Genomic DNA, 20,850 nt, shown 5'->3' with positions numbered 1-20,850 from the left:
AAAAAAGAGCTGCCGCGGGCGTTCGCTCGGGCAGCTCTTTCCATGCCATCAATGCATATGCGGCTCCGGGGCAGCCCCTTGCTCGCCGGAGGATGCCGTCTCAGGCGCCTTGTGGCCCATAATGGTCATCAAGGAGAGAGCCCCCAGCACGAAGAGGATCCCCGCTCCGGCGTAAATCGCTACGAGCGAGAAGGCGTCCTTCAGGGCGCCGGCGAACAACATCGAAATGACCATCATGCCGATGAACATCGGGTTCAGCACACCGGAGACCCGGCCGACGATCGACTCATGCGACCACTTTAGCATCATCGTACTGATGCCGATATGGATGCAGGGAAACACGAGACCGTTGACGAACTGGGTAACGAGAGTTACGGGCACGCTTGTCGAGAAGCCGACGATGACGGTACACACGGCACCGACGATCATACCGACCGCCAGCAGCAGCTGGGGAGCGACCTTCTTCGCGAATGCCGCGACGACACCGCCGCCGATAAGCATGGCCGCTCCGTTAACCATGAGCATGTATTGCAGGAATTCTTCGGTCTTGCCGAGGCGCTCGGTGACGATGAACAGGTTGAGTGCCTGCGCGATGCCGACCGCGAGCCCGGCGAGAATGAACACAAGCCCTAGAATGCGGAGCACCGGACTTTGCCATACATAACGAAACCCTTCGTTCAACTCTTTGCGGAACTGCCCCTTCTCCAGCGGCGGCTTCTGCTCGACGGCGTCCTTCGGCAGACGGACAAGCACGAGTGCGGACAGCAGGAACGCGACACCCATGACCGCGATCGACGACTCCAGACCGAAGCGATAGTAGGCGAACGTACCGAGCATCGGTCCGAGCACCATGAAGATGGCGATGAGCGACTGGAACAGCGCCATGCCTTGCTGCATCTGAGCCTCCGGGATATGCTGCTTAAACAGCTTCATTCCCGACGGCTGCGAGAACTGCGATAGAATCGCCGAAATGAGCGTGACCAGGAAAACCGACTGCCAGGAGCCGAAATGAATCGCCAGGAGCACGACGAATACGGAAATGGCCGACAGCAGGTCGCACCAGATCATCGTCCGCCGCGGCCGCCAGCGGTCGGCCAGCGTGCCGCCGATGAACGAGAAGATGAAGATCGGCGCATATTCGGCAACGTAAATAAACGAAATGGCATATGCATTGTTGGAGGTCTTCTCCGCGACGTAGTACAAGATCGCGAAGTTCCGTACCCAGATGCCGATTTGCAGCAGAATGTTCGAGAGCAGAATCGTTTGCAGGAACCGGTTTCCGAAAATACTGGGCGCCTTGGCGCCGGGTTGCAGCGTACTCAAAGATAACACTCCTTTATGTATGGGAATACTTCCGCGGCTCACTTTCCCGGGCGGAACGCACACGCTCCAGAAAACGGTTCATGAGCAGCGGCAAAGAAACGAGTATCGGCGGATCGTCGGGTCTGGGCGGATGCAGCGTAACCTGCTGATAAGGCACGGGAGCATAAGGATAAACGATCAGCGGCCGGTGAGCGCGGGTGCGCAGCGTCATCTCCGGCAGTAAAATATCGAGTGCTTGCATGCCCCAAGAGATCGACGTCGCCATCAAATAATACGTGCCGGGCTTCACGCCGGTCAAGCGAAACGATGTGCCGGCGGCGACGAGCGTCCCGTACAGCGGGAATCCTTCGGGAATCGGCTTCGCGAACAGACCGACGAGAGCGAAGCCGTCGAATGGGACTGCGGAGCCGACCGCTCCTTCGATGACCGCTGATCCGTCAGCGCCCCAGTACTCCGGCTCGCGCCAATTGTCCAGCTCCTGCAGCGAACGGACATGCTCATTCGTTTGCGGCGGCGCACTGCGGAATTCGGATGGCGTCATGCCGACCCGTTCCGTGAACCGGGTGGTGAACGTGCCGAGACTTTGCTGGCCGATCTCAAGGCCGACGTCGCGGACGCTTAAGCCGGTTCGCAGCAGCAGCTCCTTGGCCTTCTGCAAGCGAAGGGAAGATACGTAGTACAGCGGGGACAGCCCGATTCTTTCCTTGAAGATGCGCGTGAAATGGTACGGACTGTAGTCCACATGCCGGGCGAGCCGGGCAAGCGGCAGCGGGTCGTAGATATGTTGATGGATGAACGAGATCACTTCGTCGATTTCCGCATATCGGACCGTCACCGACAGCACCGTCCCCTCAGGCTGTAATATTTTATAGAACAATCGTTCGCATCACCATGCTATCATAATTTTCAAAAAATGGCAAAGTGCAAATGCGCAAACCTATTCCTACGGGGTGAGACAGCATGAATCCAGGCGATCGCATCCGCAATTTGCGCTTGTGGAAGCGGATGACCCAAGGCGAGCTTGTGGAAGGGATTTCCTCCGTCGCTTACTTAAGCAAAATCGAAAACAATCTGGCAAGCCCCTCCTCCCGCTTCCTGCATGAGGTTGCGGGGCGGCTCGGCGTGCAGCCCGAAGATCTGCTCCAGCCCGCCTCCGTGCGATTCGAGGACGAAATAAGGGGCATTTTCTTAGCTTATTGGGAGCGGGACCTTATTACCGGAGACGATATTTCCAAGCTGAGCCTGCATTTGCTTGAAGTGCACAGCAACGAGACCTATCTGATGATGTACGCGGTCCTGATCCGTTACCACTACCTGAATTCGACGTACAAAGCGGGGCTGGAGCTTTATGCCGCATCCTTGAAATATGTGAAGGAGAACGATACGGAGACCCCGGAGTTCGTATTATTTTACTATTATCAAGCTTGCGGGCTGTTGTTTTTCAACCTGCAGGATTTCGTCAAATCCAATCAATACTTGCTGCGCTCGGAGACGTTCGCGAAAGACCGCAGCCATAAGGACAAGGCCCGGCTTTATTTTAACCTGAGCCTCGTTCATCAACGTCTCCAATACGATGTGGGATTATGCTTATATTATTCCGAGAAGGCTTGTTTCCATATCAAGCAGCTGAACGATCCGAACCGGACGGCGAACCTGGTGCTCACCCGCGGCATTCAATTCCTGCTTGCGAAGCGGCCGGAGGAGGCGATGCAATGCGTGGAGGAAGCGCGGGAGCTGGTGCGGGAGGACGGCAACGAGGAGCTGCTGGCGGCGATCGACTATAACTTCGGGCGGGCGCACCAGCTTGCCGGGGAGTACGAGCAGGCCGTCGCTTTCATGTATAGATCGCTCGACCGGTTCGCCAAGCTGCCGGACTCGACGAAGGTTCAGCAAAACTATCGAAGGCTGATCGAGGTGTATTTGCAGCTTCGGGACTGGCAGAAGGCGGCGGAATGTCTGCAAATCGCGGAGCGGTACGCCGAGCAAAACAAAGAGGTGCTGTTCGATATCGAGCTGCACCTGCTGCGCGCCCAATTGTACAGGTACACCGAAGATACCCGCAAATATGAGAAGGAGCTGCACCGGCTGCTCGACTACTGCGTGAAGATGAACCAGCACCACCAGGTCAAGAGCATCGGCAAGCAGCTCGGGGACTACTATTATGAGCGAAAATCATACCGGAAAGCGGCCGAATGCTACCACGTAATGTCCCGCAACATGTAACGGCGCGCCCAACAAACTCAGGCTATCGAGGATACTCGGCAGCCTATTTGGCGTTCGCCCGCGCGAGACTCGTCCGGAATGGTTAAACGAGAAGCGGAAAAAGGCAATCGAACCGGCAGGAGAATATCGTAAATTTAACTTCTTTCAATTAACGAAAGCGGGATGATACATTTTTAAGAAGAAATTTTGGAAGGACGGTTTACATAGGGTAGGGGGGTATGGTATTATGAATCCAAGAAAGATGCAACTTCTCGCCAACCGTAAAACTCAATTTCCGAAAGGAGTACATACAATGACAACTTCTTCGAACACAGCAAAGGCAGGCCTGACGCAGACGGCTGCAGGCCCCGCGATACCGGAACCCGCTGTGCGGACCGGCTTAAGCAAACCGATGGTGACGTTCACGTTCTTGCTCGGCATCTTCATGGGGGCGCTGGATCACGGCATCGTCGGGCCCGCGCTCAGCTCGATCATGGCGGCGTACGCCGTCGATGCGACTTGGGGGGTATGGAGCTTCACCATGTACACACTGCTGTTCGCGGTCAGCATTCCGATTCTCGGCAAGCTGTCGGACCGCTTCGGACGCAAAAGGACGTTCATGTTCGGCATCTCGATGTTCGCTCTTGGTTCGCTGCTGGCGGCGTTCGCGCCGAGCTTCGGCTGGTTTCTGGCCGGCCGCGCGGTGCAGGCTGTCGGTACCGGGGGGATATTCCCCATTACCGCTGCGCAAATCGCCGTCTCATATCCGCCTGAGCGCAGAGGACGCATGATGGGGCTGATCGGCACGGTGTTCGGCGTCGGTACGATTCTCGGCCCGATCATCGGCGGCTTGCTCATCTCGCAGCTGGCATGGCAGTGGATCTTCCTCGTCAACGTACCGATTTCCATCGTGATCATCGCGCTCATCGCTACTTACCGCCAGGCGCAGGCTCCGGTAAAGAAGCCGATCGACCTGCCGGGAATCGCCCTGCTGACGGCTGCTTTGATTTCGATCATGTACGGCATTACCGCAAAAAATATAACCGTCGCCGCAATCGGGCTGCTCTTCGCCGCAGGGTTAGTGCTGGTGGAGCGCAAAGCGGCAGACCCGGTCATGAACGTCAGGTACTTCACGAGAGCGAACTCGCTGATCTTGCTGCTGGCTTCCATGGCGTCCGGCTTCGTGATGGCTTCCGCGACGAATATGATGCCTTATTTTACCGAGAAGGTACTGGGACTGGCGGCTGGCAGTTCAGGCTACATGGTCGCTCCTCTGGCGGCGGCTTCGATGGCGGCGTCGCTGGCGGGCGGCGTGCTGGTTGACCGGATCAGCGCGAGACGCGTGCTGGAGCTCGGCTTCGTGATCAGTGCGATCGGGGCGCTGTGCCTGGCATTCCTGGTATCCAGTGCGGCTGCTCTTATTCCGGTGCTCGTTGTACTTGGCTTCGGAATCGGGATCATTACCGGCGCTCCGCTTAACATGCTGATGCTGCAGACGGTGGAGCCGAAGGAGACCGGCGCGGCGGTCGGCTATGTCAGCTTGTTCCGCTCGCTCGGCTCGACGATGGGACCGACGGTGGCAGGCGTATTGGCGGCGGCTTTCGCCGAAGGGTTTACGGTGCTGTTCGCGGCAAGCGCAGCAGTGTCCGCCGTTAGCCTGGCGCTGGTGCTTATCGGCTTGCGGAAGCGGACGCCGGCTGCATAATACGGGCCCCCTGTATGTTGGCATAGGTATGGGGGGTATATTATAGTGATAATCAGAACATACTGATACCCCAATGGGGTATATACGGAGTGATAACTATGCAAAATCAATCTACATCCGCACCAAGCCAAACGACGCTGCAAATTACCGGCATGACTTGCGCAGCCTGTGCGAACCGGATCGAGAAGGGGCTGGGCCGCATGGAGGGCGTCGCGGAAGCGACGGTCAATTTCGCCCTGGAGCAGGCTTCGGTGACCTATGATCCGGCCAAAGTCACTCTTCCGGCGATCGAGGAGAAGATTCAGGCGCTCGGCTACGGCACGGTGAAGGAAACAATCGATTTTACGATAACCGGGATGACTTGTGCGGCATGTGCGACGCGGATCGAGAAAGGGCTCGGCAAGCTGCCGGGGGTTGCGCAGGCGAACGTGAACCTGGCGCTCGAGACGGCCCGCGTCGAGTACTCGCCGGCGGAAGTTTCGCCCCAGGACATGATCCGCAAGGTGGAGCAGCTCGGCTACAAGGCGGCTGTGAAGGAGGAGGCTCGGCCGGAAGCGGGGGATCACCGCAAGAAGGCGATTCGGGCGCAGCAGCTCAAGCTGCTCGTATCCGCACTTCTCTCTCTGCCGCTGCTCTGGGCGATGGTCGGGCATTTCTCCTTTACTTCATGGATTTGGTCGCCGGAATTGTTCATGAATCCGTGGTTTCAGCTCGCGCTGGCCGCGCCGGTGCAATTCATTATCGGCAGGCAGTTTTACGTCGGGGCTTATAAGGCGCTTCGCAACGGCAGCGCCAATATGGATGTGCTCGTGGCGTTAGGCACGTCGGCGGCTTTCTTCTACAGCTTGTACGAAACCTTAGTTTGGGCGCAGGATGCGGAAGCGATGCACGCTCCGGCCCTGTACTACGAAACGAGCGCTGTGCTGATCACGCTGATCGTGCTCGGCAAGCTGCTTGAGGCGCTGGCGAAGGGCCGCTCCTCCGAAGCGATCAAATCCCTGATGAATTTGCAGGCCAAGACGGCGCTCGTCGTCAGGGACGGCCAAGAGCTGAGTCTTCCGCTGGAAGCTGTAGTGACGGGCGACGTGATCATCGTGAAGCCGGGCGAGAAAATACCGGTTGACGGCGAAGTGCTGGAGGGCTCTTCGTCCGTAGACGAGTCGATGCTGACCGGCGAGAGCATTCCGGTCGGGAAGCAGCCGGGCGACCCGGTCATCGGCGCGACGATGAACAAGAACGGCGTGCTGCGCATTCGGGCGACGAAGGTCGGCCGGGAGACGGCGCTGGCGCAAATCATTAAGGTGGTTGAGGAAGCGCAGGGGTCGAAGGCGCCGATTCAGCGGATCGCCGATGTGATCTCGGGCATCTTCGTGCCGATCGTCGTCGGGATTGCGCTCGTTACGTTCCTGGTGTGGTATTTCTGGGTGGAGCCGGGCGATTTCGCAGGGGCGCTGGAGAAGACGATCGCGGTGCTGGTCATCGCCTGCCCGTGTGCGCTCGGACTGGCGACGCCGACATCGATTATGGCCGGATCGGGCCGTGCGGCGGAGCTTGGCGTGCTGTTCAAGGGCGGCGAACACCTGGAGTCGACGCAGCGCATCACGACCGTCGTTCTGGACAAAACCGGCACCGTAACGAAAGGGAAGCCGGAGCTAACCGACGTTACGGTTGCGGCGGGAGGCCTGACGGAGCGCGAGCTTCTGGCGCTCGTTGCCGCGGCGGAGAAAAACTCCGAGCACCCGCTCGCCGAAGCGATTGTAGCCGGCGTTCAGGCTCGGTCCATCGCCGTGCCGGCTGCGGATTCGTTCGAAGCGGTGCCGGGATACGGCATCCGCGCTGCGGTGCAAGGGCGCGAGCTGCTGGTCGGCACGCGGAAGCTGATGGCGAAGCACGATGTTCAGGTGACGGAAGCGCTGGCTGAGATGAGCAGGCTTGAAGAAGAGGGCAAGACGGCGATGCTCGTTGCGGTCGACGGGGCGTACGCCGGCATGGTGGCCGTGGCGGATACGATCAAGGATACGTCGCGGCAGGCGGTGGCCCGCATGAAAGAGATGGGGCTCGAGGTCATCATGATCACCGGCGACAACGAGCGGACGGCCCGGGCGATCGCGGCGCAGGTCGGCATCGACCGGGTGCTGGCGGAGGTGCTTCCGGAAGGGAAAGCCGCAGAGGTGAAGAAACTGCAGCAGGAAGGCCGCAAAGTGGCGATGGTCGGGGACGGCATCAACGATGCGCCGGCGCTGGCGACCGCGGATATCGGCATGGCGATCGGCACCGGTACCGACGTTGCCATGGAGGCGGCGGATATTACGCTGATGAGGGGCGATCTGAACAGCATTCCCGACGCGATCTTCATGAGCCGCAAGACGATGCGGAACATCAAAGAAAATTTGGTCTGGGCGCTCGGATACAACGTGATCGGCATTCCGATTGCGGCGATGGGCTACCTCGCTCCATGGGTGGCCGGAGCGGCGATGGCGATGAGCTCGGTGTCGGTCGTGCTGAATGCGCTGGACCTGCAGCGGATCAAGGTGGACTACAATCCGAATAAAGGGGCGCTTTGGATGAAACGAATTTTGTATGTGCTGATATTGGCGGTGGCGGTGCTTGCTACGTACAGCTTCACGAAAGATTATTACACCAAAAATCCTGTGGCGGAGGCTCCGGCAAGCACGGCGGGTGGACACGGCGGCGCCGGCACCGGCACCGGCGGGCATGGGGCTTCCGGCAGCGGAGCAAGTGCTGGGGCGGCAGCCCCTGCAGGGGCAAGCAGCGGTGCTGCTGAAGCGGCTGCGGGGCACGGGCATGCCGAGGGCGGCGGACACGGCGCGGGGACGGCCATCAAAGCCGAGGATGTCAAGGCGGTATGGACGATTGGCGACGGTCATGCGCATGCGAAGCAGGACACGCTTGTTCAGGTGCGCTTCGAGCGGGACGGCAAGCCGATCGAAAATTTCGAGGTGAGCCACGAACAGAAGCTGCATTTGATTATCGTCAGCAAGGACTTGTCGTTCTTTAACCACATCCATCCGGAATACAAGGGCGGCGGTCTCTTCGAGATCACGACGCAGTTCCCGGCGGGAGGCGATTATAAGCTGATCGCGGATATCGTTCCGACGGGAGGCAGCGCCATGAGCAAGATGGCCTGGACGCGCCTGGAGGGCGAAGCCGCCCCGGCTGCAGCGGTGACGCCGGACGCTGCCTTGACGAAAGCTGCGGACGGCAAGCAGGTGGCGCTTTCGGTCGAGGGGCTGGCTGCAGGGAAAGAAGTAACGTTGAATTTTGCCATAAAGGATGAAAAATCCGGGGCCCCGATTACGAACCTTCAGCCTTACCTGGGCGCGGTCGGTCACGTGGTTATCCTGACCGAGGATACGGAGAACTACTTGCACGTACACCCGCTGGATGAGAAGTCGGCCGGACCCGAAGCGAAGTTCATGACGACGTTCCCGAAGAGCGGCGTGTACAAAATATGGGCGCAGTTCAAGCACAACGATCGAGTGTTTACCGTGCCGTATGTGGTGAAAGTGCCTTAATAGATGGAGAGAAACAAGCCCTTCATGATGATGAGGGGCTTGTTTCGTTGTTCCGGGAATCGCTCAAGCTTCGAACAAGATGTCCCCAGTACGGGATAAGTCGTACCCCGGAATCGCCTGCAGCTCCTTCTTGAAGGCTTCGGACTGCAGGATTTGCAAAAGGGTAGGGAGCCAGGCTTGATTGGCCGGGGTTTTCAGCATCACCAAATCATAACGCTCCCGGATCAAAGGGATGAAATCGATTTGCCCGACAATGTGCGCCGCTTTTTCGATCCCTACGCCCACATCGGCTTCGCCTGACGCGACTTTCATCGCCACTCCGAGATGATTGGTTTGTTCATGATCGTATCCGGCAAGCTGCGCGGGCTTGATGCCGTGAAGACGAAGCTGTTCGTCCAGCAATACTCTGGCGCCCGAGCCTCTCTCCCGATTCACCAATCGCAGTCCCGGACGGCTTAGATCGGACCATTGGTTAAGTCCGAGCGGATTTCCTTGCTTGACGTACAAGCCTGCACTTCTGGTGAGCAGATTGACGACGACATAGGAAGCTCCGACAAGCAGCTTACGAATATAAGGCAGGTTGTATTCTCCGGTATCTCCATCCAGGAGGTGGGTGCTGACGATGTCGGACTCGCCCTTGTACATGGATATTAAGCTGTCGAGACTGCCGACAAACGAACGTAAGGGCCGGATGCCGGGGATGCTTTTTTCCATGTGCTTGGCCAAAATATCTAAGCCGATATCATGCCCGGTTATCACGATGGGGCGATTCGGACTAAGGGAAGCCAGTGGTTGGGCATGTACGGGCGAACGGGCTTCTACAGGAGGGTTTGCGGGAATCGCGACCATTCTTGCGCGTTGTTTGTACGCCTCCAGATCTGCGGCATCCACCCGCATCTGCTTGCCGACCCGGTAGGAAGGCAATTCCCCTTTTTTAATCAGATCGTAGACGGTGAGCTTGGATATTTTCAAGAGTTTGGCGATTTCCTCTGTTGTATAAGACATGTCATGGGACATATCGTGATCCTCCCGCTTTGCTGCAAAAAGCTGCTTGGTTTTGAAACTAATTATAACACAGTCGAACGAAACGAAGTCGAAACCGGCTGCAGGGAGACAGGGGTGCCCGCTAAACTATGAATAACTTTCGATTTAACTAAGTTTAGATATATTTAGGTTGAATTGGTTTACAGTTTATTCCTACGGAAGTATAATAGTTTTGTTTAATTATAATCAAACATAACTTTCTAGGGGGATTTATGATAAAGAACGTGAAGAATAGTTCGATTTTAATGGTTGTTTTGTCTTTGGCGTTAGCGATAGCAGGCTGCGGTACGGCGCCAAGCTCGACAACGGCCGGAAACGCCGGTACGCAAGCTCCAAGTCCGAATGCACCGCGCCCAACACCGACTGCAACCGTAGAGCTAACGGTATCCGCTGCGGCTAGCATGACCGATGCGCTTAAGGACATTCAAAAGGCTTACGAAACGAAAAATCCGAATATCAAATTGAACTTTAACTTCGGCGCATCCGGTGCCTTGCAGCAGCAGATCGAGCAGGGAGCCCCTGCCGACTTGTTCCTTTCCGCGGCGGCCAAAAACATGAAAGCGCTCGTGGACAAGCAGCTCATCGAGGCAGCTCAACAAAAAAATGTGCTCAGCAACGAATTGGTGGCTGTCGTTTCCGCTGACGGCAAAGCATCGATAGCAAACGCTGCGGATTTGTCCAAGTCCGAAATAAAGAACATAGCGGTCGGCATTCCGGAGAGCGTACCGGCGGGAGCCTATGCCAAAGAAGCGCTCACCAGCATGAAGCTCTGGGATTCCCTTCAGTCCAAGCTCGTTCAAGGGAAAGACGTAAGACAAGTTCTTCAATACGTGGAAACGGGAAATGCCGACGTCGGGTTCGTCTACAAAACAGACGCATTAACCTCGCGGAAAGTAAAAGTCGCATTCGCCGTAGATCCTAAAGCGTATACACCTGTCGAATACCCGATCGGAATCGTAAAGGCAACGAAGCATAAGCAAGAGGCCGAAGGCTTTTACACCTATTTGCAGTCCAAAGAAGCGCTTGACGTTTTTGTAAAATACGGATTCTCCGTCCTGAATTAGTTGAGGCCGTTATGAATTGGCATGAATTTTGGAGCCCGATCAAGCTTTCGCTGCAAGTTTCCGTTCTGTCCAGCCTAATCGTCGTTATACTCGGTGTGGCTGCCGCCTGGCGGATGTCCCGAGAATCGTTCCCGGGCAAAACGATTCTTGAAACAGCCTTTATGCTGCCGCTAGTTCTTCCGCCAACTGTGGTTGGCTTTATCCTGTTAGTCATTTTGGGCCGGAGAAGCCCGTTTGGGAAATGGATAGAGTGGCTTTTTGCCGCACCGATTATATTCACCTGGTGGGCCGCGGTGATCGCATCGGTCGTGGTCGCCTTTCCGCTCGTCTATCAAACGATGAAGGCAGGATTTTCATCCGTAGATAGGGATATAGAGGGAGCCGCGCGTTCAACCGGTGCGAATGAATGGCAGGTGTTCAGACACATTACGCTTCCATTAACGTTTCGTTCGCTAGTTACCGCCTACATCCTCGGATTTGCCCGCGGCCTTGGCGAATTCGGGGCGACGTTAATGATAGCGGGAAACATCCCGGGGAAAACGCAGACGATTCCTACAGCGATATTCGTTGCGGTGGATGCGGGCAATACGGCGATGGCATGGGCTTGGACGGGATCCATCATTGTGATTTCGTTTATATTGTTGCTGCTTACGAGACAAAAACCTAGTTCTTGAAAATAGCCGCTCATGCAGCGGCTTTTCCTTTTCACAAAATTCCTCCCTCAGTTGTCTTAGATATTGAACTGACTAACCCCAACCGAGGAGGAAATTCCATGAAGCTTAGAATGAACCACCGCGAAGCCAACCCGAAAGTGTTCGAGATCATGCTGCAGCTGGAGACGTCCGTGCAAAGCCTGGGTCTTGACAAAACCTTATACGAGCTTGTAAAAATCCGGGCGTCGCAGCTCAACAACTGCGCCTTCTGCATCGACATGCATGCCAAGGAACTGCAGGGGATGGGCGAGCAGTTCGACCGGATCTTGCTGCTGTCCGTCTGGCGGGAAGTGCCGATCTATACCGAACGGGAGAAGGCGGCGCTGGAGCTGACCGAGTATTTGACGCGGCTTTCCGACGCGGGGCTGCCGGATGAGGTGTACGCCCGTGTTCGGGCGCAGTTCCAGGAGAGCGAAATCGCGGCCCTCATCCTTGCCATTAACACCATTAACGGATGGAATCGTCTTGGCGTGGCGACCGGAATGTTCCCGGGCTGCTTCCTCTAACCCGACAGATCGGTGTAAACTGATAGTTAAAAGATCTGTTGCAGGGAGGAACGCGAAATGAAGCAGCCGGCAAGTGATCATGCCGCCTCAGCAACTGAGCAGCTGTACATCGCGTATCGGCCGCTGATGTTCTCGATCGCTTATCGGATGCTCGGCACGGTCGCCGATGCGGAGGACATCGTTCAAGAGGCTTTCGCCGCCGTACAGTCAATGCCCGGGCGGCTCGACCGGGTCGCCAACATGAAGGCGTATCTGAGTAAGCTGGTGGTGAACCGCTGTTTGAATGAGCTGAAGTCCGCGAACCGCCGCCGCCGGGATTATTTCGGGCAGTGGCTGCCGGAGCCGCTTGTCGGTGAAGCCGAAGAGCCGGCTGCCGCAGCCGAGCATAACGAAGCGATGTCGTATGCGTTCCTCGTCCTCCTGGACCGCCTCTCCCCGACGGAGCGGGCGGTCTTCGTGCTGAGGACAGCCTACGGTTTCGATTATGCGGAGATTGGGGGGATGCTCGGCAAGACGGACGTTTACGCACGGAAGCTGTACAGCATCGCCAAGAAGAAGCTGCGGCCAGAAGGCGAGAGGATGCAGTCGAAGCAGGAGCCCCCGGGGGACCGGGAGGGGGCCGTACCGCGGCAGCGGCGGCAGGAGCTGGAGCGGTTCGTGGAAGCGTTCCGGCGCAGAGACGTCACCGCGATGCTGGCGATGCTGAGCGAGGACGCCGTGCTCGTGACCGACGGGGGCGGAAAGGTCCGTGCGGCGGTCAAGCCGATCTTGGGCAGGGTGCGCGTAACGACGCTGCTGGACGTCATTTCCGGACGCAAGCTCGACGCAGCCGAAGCTGTCATCCGGCCGGTCAGCGGCCGGGAAGAGCTGTTGTTTTACAAGGAAGGCAAGCTGCTTGCGGTAGTAGCCGTCGATTGGAACGAGGGCAGCGGGCGGATCGACAGGATCTACGCGGTGTTTAATCCGGATAAGCTTGGACAGCACGCGCGGCCCTATTCCGAACCGGAGGATGACCAACATGTAACGGTGTGAATATGATATTCTATTCTATGAAATTGTCTGAGACTTCCGGCGATTTCATAGTGTTCTATTTGTCGGCGAATTCGGTGATCCTATTTTACAGTAAAGAGAGGTTGCCGCATGAAGCAGAACAGCCGCATCATCCGGGTATTCCGCGTTCTGGCGGTCGCTGCCATGCTGTTTGCAGCCGCGCTGCCGGTATCCGCTGCCGAGCCGCTTCCGCTCGCAGAGAAGGTGTACCGCCTGGAGCTCTCCCGATGGGGCGTTTACAACGACGGCACGCACCCTGTGGAGACTACCGCCGGTCTCAACGCTGCGCTGCAATGGGCGAGCGGCCAGAGCTATAACGTATTCAAAGTGCCGGCCGGCACCTATCTGATCGCCAAAGGGAAGGGCGGCACCGATCCGAATGCCCGCATCAACATGGTCAGCAATATGACCCTCGAGCTTGATCCGCAAGCGGTCATTCAGAAGGAAGCGAACGGCTACACCGGTTACCAGACGATGTATGTCGGAGGGTTCGTTCACGATGCGGTGCTGCGGGGCGGAACGTATCGAGGCGACCGGAATTCGCATGATTACACGGTACCCGGAACCCACGAGGGCGGCTACGGGATCATAACGGCCGGCTCCTCGCGCATCACGATCGAGAATGTGAAGGCGGAGCAGTTCACCGGAGACGGACTTGCCGTCGGTGCGTTCAATGCGTATTTTCAAGACTTGTATCCGAATCATTTCGAGCTGGGGACGATTGACCGAAACGGGAGAAAGACCGCTGCGACGGATCGGGTGAGGACTGCCAAGCATTGGCCGATTACGCATCCTTCCTTCGCCGAGACGAAGCAAATGGTAATCGACAATATTCAGCACCTGCCATGGACCTTCGATGTGATCTTTTACAAGGAGGACGGCACCTTCATATCTACAGCGGCCGCACAGCGCAAGGGAGAGTATGTTGCGATTCCGGCAGGGGCGGCGCAATTCAGCCTCGTGTTCAAAGCCGCGGAGACGAAACAGGCTTATCTGGAAATATGGAACAAGGTACAGTCCAGCTCCGTCATCGTTCAACATTCGGAATTCGCCTTCAACCGCCGGCAGGGGATTACGGTAGGCGGCGGCAACGGCGTGCTGATCCGGAATAACCGCATTCACGACCAGAGCGGCACGGCTCCGCAATCGGGCATCGACGTCGAGGGCGGCGCAGGCGATAACGGCTATATCAACAAAAATATTACGATTCAAAACAACGAGTTCTATAACAACAAGGCGTACGACATCATCTTATATGACGGCAGCGGCGCTGTCGTCGAAGGCAACCGCCTCGGCTCGAAGGGGGCGATCGGCCTTGCCGTATCGCCGCCGTTCACAGGAGCCAAAGTGAACAACAATACGTTCGACGGTACCCGGATCGTCGCCTATCACGACGTCAGCTTCGACGGCAACCGGATGATCGATTCGTACACGTATTTGGAAGGGCCGAATATCAGCGTAACCAATATGACGTTTACGGACGCTATGTTCTCGATCAGCTCCAAGGTGCCGTTCGGCGTATCCGCTTCGAATATTACGATCCGGAACAACAAGAAGAGCGATTCGGGACTGACGATTTGGAACCAGCCGGTTCATTTGCGGGACGTCACGATTATCGGCGAATCGACCTTGCGCAGCTTGAGCGGGGGCGTGGCGGACGGAAGCATTTTCGATAATTTGAAGGTGATCGGCTACAATGCGGCGTACGGGCTCGATCTTCCGCGCGGAACGTATAACAGCTGCGTGTTTGAGGCGGCGCCGCCAGGCCGCAGTGAGCCGAGCATCGGCAAATCCGGCCGCTACGTCTTTAACCAATGCTCCTTCAAGGGAAGCGGCACCGGGCTCGGCGTGTATCATAAGGATGCGGATGTGAAGATCACCGGCTCGCGGTTCGACGTGCTGGGTAACGCGGGAGCGATCTCGGTCGGCTCCGCCAAGTCCATCATTGTCGAAAATTCCGCCATCACCGCAAACAGCTTAACGTCTGCGGACACGCAGCTGATCGGCATCGGCAGCTATTGGCGCCGAACAGAGCCGTATCAAACCGGCTACGCCCTGATCAAGGGCAATACGATGACGTCCAATTTGGCGGCTAAAGGGATCTCGACGATTTATGCGGGCGCCGGCGCGCCGGCCTACACGGTGGAAAACAATGTGCTCCACAAGGCCAAGCTGGACCTGAAGCCGAACGATAAGAGCAAAGGCAATCAAGAGCTGCCGGAATAGGGCTGCGGTTGCTCCCGTTTTCCCAGGAATCGCGAAGAGCCGCTTACCGTATGCCGGTAGGCGGCTCTTGCTTGATCGCCCCGAGCTAGGAGGGCAGTTCCCCGAACTGCTGCTCCACCCACTCGTCGCAATACACCGTATCCAAATACCGTTCGCCGCGGTCGTGGACGATAACGACACAGACCGCTCCGCCCGGCAGCTCCTGCTCGATCCGGGCAAGCGCCATCGCCACCGCCCCGCTGGAGGGTCCCGCGAGAATCGATTCCTCCGCCACCAGCCTTCTGCAGCCGATAACCATATCCCGGTCGGACACTTTCACGATCCGGTCCATGAAGCGCGTCTGCGCGAACGGCGGGACGATGCCGGCCCCGATGCCGGGAAACCTGCGGAACTCCTTCTTCCCTCCGAATATCACGCTGCCCACCGCATCCACGGCGATCAGCTTCGTCGACAGACGGTGGTCCCGCACATAAGCGGCGCAGCCGTGCATCGTTCCGCATGTGCTGACGGCGCCGAATACATAATCGACGCTGCCGAGCTGCTGCACGATCTCCTTCATGGTGCCCTCATAATGAGCCAAATAATTGTTTTCGTTTCCGTACTGATTCGGCCAATAGCTGTTCGGGATCGCCGCCAGCAGCTCTTGAACCCGTGTCAGGCGGGCCGGCAGGAATTCGCCCGTGTCCGCATCCGGCTCTTCGACCCGGCTGATCTCGGCGCCGAACGATTTCAGAATCTGCACGTTGGAGGCCGAAGTCTTCGGGTCGATGACGCAAATAAAACGAAGGCCGTAGCGGGCGCAGATCGACGCCATACTAATCGCCATGTTGCCGGAGCTTGACTCGACGACGACCGAGCCCGGCCCTATCTTGCCCTCCCGCCACGCTTCGCTAATGATGCGCATGGCGGGACGATCCTTGGCGCTGCCGCCCGGATTGAGCAGCTCGAGCTTGGCGTAGACGTGCAGGTCGGGGCGGAACATGGTCGTGAGCCGGACGAGCGGGGTGTTGCCGATAATCGATAAAATAGTGTTGTTCACGGCTCCCCGACCTTTCAATAGTGAAGTTTCTTGCTCTTGCCGGTTGGACGGGCAAATGCTTCATGGCCCTCGTCGGCGGCACGAACCTCAATCGACTCGAGAATTCCGCTGCCGATCATCGAGCCGATTTCCGGTATTTTGTGCTCGATAGCCGTTCGGATCGCGGGCAGCATCGCGCTCTCCAGCGAAGAGCTGCGGAGCAGCACGGTCAGCCGATTGTCCCGGAGCTGTACGCGGGTTTGCGCATCCGGCAGCTGAGCGGCGACGACGGCCTCGATGTCGTAGATGCTGATTTTCTCGCCGTGCTTCAGCTCGGGGCCGATCCGTTTGGCAATGCAGGTGAACGCCTGCCGGGGCGTGCCGTCTACCTCGATCGTCTGCAAATCCCGAACGACGTCATACGTCACAAACCGCAAGGCGGGAAAATACGACCGAACCCACGACGTCAGCACAAGCACCTGTTCATTGTCCGCAAGCGGCTCGAAGCCTTCCTCCAGCCGTTCGGGTGCAATGCCTTCCGCATGCAGCCCTTCCGCCAGCAAATATTTGCCGTGAGCGTGCGAATAGGCGGCAATCGTGCCGATCTCGATCGAACCGAAAGTGTCGAGGATATCCTCCGGGGCGATGCCGAATGCGGATGCGATGCCGCGCTGCCAGGCCGGGGTGGCGATTTCGCCGACCAGGATGATTTTGCGGATGCCGAAGCGGGCCGGGTCGGACGCAGCATGTACGATCCGGTCCAGGATGGATGGCATCGTGTACAGCACATCCGGCCGGAACGCTTCCAGCCGTTCGATATGGCGCGCGACCGGAAGCTCATAGGAGAGCGATTCCGTTGTGAGGCCCAGCCGTTCGAAGATGGTAACCGCCGTACTGGCGGCATGCCCCGTGCCCATATCGGCGAGCGCTCTTTGAAGAGAGTTTGCGGTGCACTGCAGCCAGTCGCCGTACAGACGCGTCCGGATGTCGATATAATGGCGGTCGTCCTCTTCAGAGTAATAGATCGACTTGCGAATCCCGGTGCTCGTGCCGGATGTCCGGTATACGGAGAGCGGGCCGTCCGTGTCGCTGCGTGGCGGCGAAGCGTAGTAATGCTTCTCCAGCAGCGGCGCCGTCATCAGCGGCAAGTCGTCCAGTGTCAGCTGCGACGGGGCAATCGAATCCATCTTTCCGGCCGGCAATAGGCCGCCGTACCAAGGAAACACGCGAACCGTTTCCCGTATTTTTCGCTGCAGCTGCGGTGGGGGTGGATGAATCAACGTGCCTGTCACCTCATTCCATGTACAAACTGATCCTCGCTAACACATTCATATTCGACCCTTCGGAGCGGCGTCAGGGACAACCGCCCGAACGGATGGAGGGATTTTACAGTAGGATAGAGCATCACGGAACGAGTGGAGGAGCTATGAAAAAGGAACGAAAACTGGGCAAAGTTTATCACGACAAATGGGGAAAGACGCAAATGATGTGCAGCCACAAACGCCTCGCCTTGTATGTACCGGAGACCCGGCGGCTGTCGGCGGTGAGCTTGCGGGAGATGCTTCAGCGGTATGGCATGGTGTACGTGAAGCCTTGCTTTGGATCGTTGGGACGCGGCGTGATGAAGGTCGAGCGCCTTCAGGATGCGAAGAAAATTCGATACGCTTACCAGTTAGGGGAAAAACGGTTCGTGTTCAATAGCTTCCGGGAGCTGACAGCTTCGCTAAGGAAAGTGATTCGCGGTGAATCTTATTTGGTGCAGCAAGGGATTCATGTGCTTAAGCGGGCGGGACGGCCGTTCGACATCCGCCTGATGGTGCAGCTCAATGAGCGCGGACGCTGGGAAGTGACCGGCGTAATCGGCAGAGTGGCGCATCCCCGGAAAATTGTAACGAACGGCAGTCAAGGCGGAACGATCTATACGGTAGACCAGCTGTTGAAGGGCTCTGCGCCGTCCTGGAAGCAGTCGAAGGCTGTCACGAAGATGAACCGGGTAGGCATGGTTGCGTCGAAGGTGCTGAAGCGCTCCCTGCCCAAGCTCTGGGAAGTTGGGCTTGATCTGGCTGTCGATGGCGAACTGAAGCCGTGGATCCTGGAAGCGAACACGCGGCCGGACCCGTGCCCGTTCACCAAGATCGCCGACCGTTCGATGCTGCAGCGTATCGTCCGCCTCGGCCGCTTGCACGGCAGAGTATATGACCTGCGCTGCACCAAGGCACGGCGCGGAAGATAGCGCATCGGCTCGAGGTCGGGCGGGGCCGAGCGTACCGGCCCCCGCCCGACCGTTCGGTGGTGCGCCGCATGAAGCAGCTCGGCCGTTAACGCGGCAGGGTGTTTTGCGTGTGCTGCGCGGGTGGGGGGCGTGCCGGCCGTTTCGCCGACCGTACGTGGTGCGCCGCATCAACCGGCACGTCCACTTGCGCGGTCGGTGTTTTGTCTGCGCTTCGCAGGGGGGGATGGCGTGTCGTCTGGCTTACGGGGGCTTCGGCCGCCGGCGCCGGACGAACGGACAAGTCCCCTTCGAATGGGCTTCTCGTACATAGCAGACTTTGAAGGAGCTATTTTGCAGCGATCCAATCCATCCTCGGGAATAGCGGGTTTTGAGGGAGTTAATTCCGCACCGTGCGGCCAAATGTGAGCGATTTAGAGCGTTTTACAAATAATTAGGCCCCCACAGACCGCTATACCGGCGAACCTAGGCTTTTTCATAGAAATTACGCCGTGAAAATCCGCTATTTTAGCGAGAGGCACATCTCTTCGGAACACGATATAGATCGTTTGCGAATGCCGTTCAGGCTTTCATTGTTGGGTTAGTGCGGCGAGCGGCCCAGTCAGGGTCGGCCTTCTTCTGCGCCTGTTTCGCCTGCTCCCCGGAGGCCTTGACGGCGGCTCCTGCATCTGTTTGAAAATTCGATATATTTTTCTGTTTCCGTAAACTCGGGCATAAGCTGATAGCAAGCTGTCGTCGCGAGCCGGAAAAGTAAATTTTGCCTAATCCATACCGGATCACTTACAATTATGAATGCGGATGGAGAGGCAGCGGAAGAATGCTCAGCGATTCGAATTGATTAGTGGGGGCGCACGATGAGACCTTTCGGAAATAGAGATCGAATCGGATACATGTTCGGGGATTTGGCGAACGATTTGATTTTCGTCTATATGGCTACTTATCTGATGCTGTTTTATACGGATATTATGGGCATTAACGGGCAGGCAATCGGGGTGATGTTCCTGGTCGTACGGCTCTGGGACGCACTTTGCGATGTGGCGATCGGTGCGTTTATCGATACGAGAAAGCCGTCGCCCAAGGGGAAATTCAGGCCCTATTTGATTCGTTTCTCCGTTCCGATCGCCGTGCTCGGGGTGCTGTGCTTCACATATTTCCCATCGATGTCGGAGCAAATGGCGCTTGTTTACGCATACCTCACTTACATGGCCTACGGCACTTTATATTCCTGCGTCAACATCCCATACGGATCGCTCGCGTCCGCCATTACGAGCAATCCGCTCGAACGCACGTCTCTGTCGACTTATCGAACGCTTGGCGCAGCTCTTGCAAATATCGTTATCGCTATCACCGTGCCGAAACTGATCTTTGACGCCAACAACGTACCGCAAGCGGGGGGCTTCCTGACGGCGGCGTTGATATTTGCGGTGCTCAGCGTGGTTTTCTACTATTTGAGCTATAAATTAACGACCGAAAGGATCACCGTCGGCAACGATGAGGCACCCCAGGTGGACTGGGGGGAGACGGTCCGCGGCATGCTGAGGAACCGGTCGCTCATCGCTTTCGTCATCGTGTCGATCATCATGCTGACCGTCAATTTCCTGATGGCGTCGCTGAACCCGTATTTATTCAAGGACTATTTCAAGAACGGCGAGCTGCTCAGCTGGATGACCTTGATCGTTCTGCCGGTTACGCTCGTTCTGCTGCCGACGATGAAACCGCTCGTAGCCCGCTTCGGGAAGAAGGAAGTAGCGGCCGGGGCGCTCGTCTTGACGTTCGTCAGCAATCTGCTGCTGTTTTCTTTGCCGGTTGTCAGCCCTTGGGTATATCTGGCGTTTCAATTCGTGTCGCTGATCGGTCTTGGATACATTACGATGCTAACTTGGGCGCTGGTAGCCGATATCATTGATTACCATGAACATTTGATCGGCAAACGCCAAGAGGGGACGGTCTATTCGGTGTACTCCTTCGCCCGCAAGCTGGGCCAAGCGTTGTCCGGCGGGCTGGCCGGCTTCGCGCTCGGCGCCATCGGCTACGTGCAGGGGCTTTCCGAGCAGACGCCGGAAGTCGCGGACCGCATCAAGCAGGTGATCACGATCGTTCCCGCCGCCGGCAGCCTGGTGATGATCGTGCTGCTGGTCGCGGTGTACAACTTGTCGAAGGAACGGGTGGAGAAGCTTCGCGTGGAGCTGGAGGCACAGCGGGGGCATTAATGCGGCGCGGATGGTTTAACGAG

15 protein-coding genes and 1 pseudogene are annotated in these 20,850 nt (G+C 57.5%); 11 read left to right on the top strand and 5 right to left on the bottom strand.

Features of this window, described 5'->3' with window-relative positions; translation table 11 throughout:
• Positions 1–48 precede the first annotated feature (48 nt).
• Together ACFFK0_RS22435 and ACFFK0_RS22430 are read right to left on the bottom strand one after the other, a co-directional pair.
• Complete coding sequence (locus ACFFK0_RS22435) at positions 49–1,323, bottom strand: MFS transporter (protein ID WP_377472600.1); 1,275 nt, start codon at positions 1,321–1,323, stop codon at positions 49–51.
• Between the two features lie 13 nt (positions 1,324–1,336).
• On the bottom strand, positions 1,337–2,158 hold the full coding sequence (locus ACFFK0_RS22430; RefSeq protein WP_377472613.1) for a helix-turn-helix transcriptional regulator: 822 nt from the start codon (positions 2,156–2,158) through the stop codon (positions 1,337–1,339).
• A gap of 125 nt (positions 2,159–2,283) precedes the next feature.
• On the opposite strand from ACFFK0_RS22430, the gene ACFFK0_RS22425 reads away from it, so the two are divergent.
• The 4 genes and pseudogenes from ACFFK0_RS22425 (at position 2,284) to ACFFK0_RS30695 (ending at position 8,766) form a co-directional block, all read left to right on the top strand.
• Complete coding sequence (locus ACFFK0_RS22425; protein WP_377472599.1) at positions 2,284–3,546, top strand: helix-turn-helix domain-containing protein; 1,263 nt, start codon at positions 2,284–2,286, stop codon at positions 3,544–3,546.
• Between the two features lie 292 nt (positions 3,547–3,838).
• Positions 3,839–5,230, top strand: coding sequence for an MFS transporter (locus ACFFK0_RS22420; protein ID WP_377472598.1), 1,392 nt, complete (start codon positions 3,839–3,841; stop codon positions 5,228–5,230).
• Between the two features lie 98 nt (positions 5,231–5,328).
• Positions 5,329–7,764 (top strand): annotated as a pseudogene (locus ACFFK0_RS22415) (heavy metal translocating P-type ATPase); the annotation flags it as partial.
• 30 nt (positions 7,765–7,794) lie between these two features.
• A complete protein-coding gene (locus tag ACFFK0_RS30695; RefSeq protein WP_512700679.1) occupies positions 7,795–8,766 on the top strand; it encodes a DUF8832 domain-containing protein in 972 nt (323 codons plus the stop codon).
• A gap of 63 nt (positions 8,767–8,829) precedes the next feature.
• Here ACFFK0_RS30695 and ACFFK0_RS22410 read toward each other — a convergent pair whose 3' ends face one another.
• Positions 8,830–9,783, bottom strand: coding sequence for a substrate-binding domain-containing protein (locus ACFFK0_RS22410; protein WP_377472597.1), 954 nt, complete (start codon positions 9,781–9,783; stop codon positions 8,830–8,832).
• Positions 9,784–10,022: 239 nt separating this feature from the next.
• Between ACFFK0_RS22410 and modA the strand changes: the two genes are divergently transcribed.
• From modA to ACFFK0_RS22385, 5 genes are all read left to right on the top strand, one after another.
• Positions 10,023–10,874, top strand: a complete 852-nt coding sequence (gene modA, locus ACFFK0_RS22405) for a molybdate ABC transporter substrate-binding protein (RefSeq protein ID WP_377472596.1) — start codon at positions 10,023–10,025, stop codon at positions 10,872–10,874.
• An 11-nt stretch (positions 10,875–10,885) separates the two neighbouring features.
• The gene (gene modB / locus ACFFK0_RS22400) at positions 10,886–11,548 is read left to right on the top strand and encodes a molybdate ABC transporter permease subunit (RefSeq protein ID WP_377472595.1); all 663 of its coding nucleotides are present in this window, start codon (positions 10,886–10,888) and stop codon (positions 11,546–11,548) included.
• A gap of 98 nt (positions 11,549–11,646) precedes the next feature.
• Entirely contained in the window at positions 11,647–12,093 is a 447-nt protein-coding gene (locus ACFFK0_RS22395) for a carboxymuconolactone decarboxylase family protein (RefSeq protein WP_377472594.1), read from the top strand.
• A 57-nt stretch (positions 12,094–12,150) separates the two neighbouring features.
• On the top strand, positions 12,151–13,125 hold the full coding sequence (locus ACFFK0_RS22390) for a sigma-70 family RNA polymerase sigma factor (protein ID WP_377472593.1): 975 nt from the start codon (positions 12,151–12,153) through the stop codon (positions 13,123–13,125).
• 108 nt (positions 13,126–13,233) lie between these two features.
• Positions 13,234–15,369: a right-handed parallel beta-helix repeat-containing protein gene (locus ACFFK0_RS22385; protein WP_377472592.1), complete on the top strand. Its 2,136-nt coding sequence runs from the start codon at positions 13,234–13,236 to the stop codon at positions 15,367–15,369.
• A gap of 85 nt (positions 15,370–15,454) precedes the next feature.
• Here the strand turns inward: ACFFK0_RS22385 and sbnA are convergent, their stop codons facing one another.
• Complete coding sequence (sbnA, locus tag ACFFK0_RS22380; protein ID WP_377472591.1) at positions 15,455–16,408, bottom strand: 2,3-diaminopropionate biosynthesis protein SbnA; 954 nt, start codon at positions 16,406–16,408, stop codon at positions 15,455–15,457.
• Between the two features lie 14 nt (positions 16,409–16,422).
• Positions 16,423–17,667 carry a phenylacetate--CoA ligase family protein gene (locus ACFFK0_RS22375; protein ID WP_377472590.1) on the bottom strand — a complete coding sequence of 415 codons (1,245 nt, stop codon included), beginning with the start codon at positions 17,665–17,667 and terminating at the stop codon, positions 16,423–16,425.
• Between the two features lie 146 nt (positions 17,668–17,813).
• Between ACFFK0_RS22375 and ACFFK0_RS22370 the strand changes: the two genes are divergently transcribed.
• Together ACFFK0_RS22370 and ACFFK0_RS22365 are read left to right on the top strand one after the other, a co-directional pair.
• Positions 17,814–18,620, top strand: a complete 807-nt coding sequence (locus ACFFK0_RS22370; protein ID WP_377472589.1) for a YheC/YheD family protein — start codon at positions 17,814–17,816, stop codon at positions 18,618–18,620.
• Positions 18,621–19,471: 851 nt separating this feature from the next.
• Positions 19,472–20,827, top strand: a complete 1,356-nt coding sequence (locus ACFFK0_RS22365) for an MFS transporter (protein ID WP_377472588.1) — start codon at positions 19,472–19,474, stop codon at positions 20,825–20,827.
• Positions 20,828–20,850 lie beyond the last annotated feature (23 nt).

This window comes from Paenibacillus chartarius, assembly GCF_042432825.1.
In the GTDB taxonomy this organism is placed as follows: domain Bacteria; phylum Bacillota; class Bacilli; order Paenibacillales; family NBRC-103111; genus Gordoniibacillus; species Gordoniibacillus chartarius.
The sequence above is the reverse complement of the archived record's forward strand: the minus strand, read 5'-3'. Positions and strand labels throughout refer to the sequence as shown.

Bases quoted from the DNA above. Each gene is read 5' to 3' on its own strand.
- ACFFK0_RS22425 (WP_377472599.1), top strand. From the start codon at position 2,284: ATGAATCCAGGCGATCGCATCCGCAATTTGCGCTTGTGGAAGCGGATG.
- ACFFK0_RS22420 (WP_377472598.1), top strand. From the start codon at position 3,839: ATGACAACTTCTTCGAACACAGCAAAGGCAGGCCTGACGCAGACGGCT.
- ACFFK0_RS30695 (WP_512700679.1), top strand. From the start codon at position 7,795: ATGAAACGAATTTTGTATGTGCTGATATTGGCGGTGGCGGTGCTTGCT.
- ACFFK0_RS22410 (WP_377472597.1), bottom strand. From the start codon at position 9,783: ATGTCCCATGACATGTCTTATACAACAGAGGAAATCGCCAAACTCTTG.
- modA (WP_377472596.1), top strand. From the start codon at position 10,023: ATGATAAAGAACGTGAAGAATAGTTCGATTTTAATGGTTGTTTTGTCT.
- modB (WP_377472595.1), top strand. From the start codon at position 10,886: ATGAATTGGCATGAATTTTGGAGCCCGATCAAGCTTTCGCTGCAAGTT.
- ACFFK0_RS22395 (WP_377472594.1), top strand. From the start codon at position 11,647: ATGAAGCTTAGAATGAACCACCGCGAAGCCAACCCGAAAGTGTTCGAG.
- ACFFK0_RS22390 (WP_377472593.1), top strand. From the start codon at position 12,151: ATGAAGCAGCCGGCAAGTGATCATGCCGCCTCAGCAACTGAGCAGCTG.
- ACFFK0_RS22385 (WP_377472592.1), top strand. From the start codon at position 13,234: ATGAAGCAGAACAGCCGCATCATCCGGGTATTCCGCGTTCTGGCGGTC.
- ACFFK0_RS22370 (WP_377472589.1), top strand. From the start codon at position 17,814: ATGAAAAAGGAACGAAAACTGGGCAAAGTTTATCACGACAAATGGGGA.
- ACFFK0_RS22365 (WP_377472588.1), top strand. From the start codon at position 19,472: ATGAGACCTTTCGGAAATAGAGATCGAATCGGATACATGTTCGGGGAT.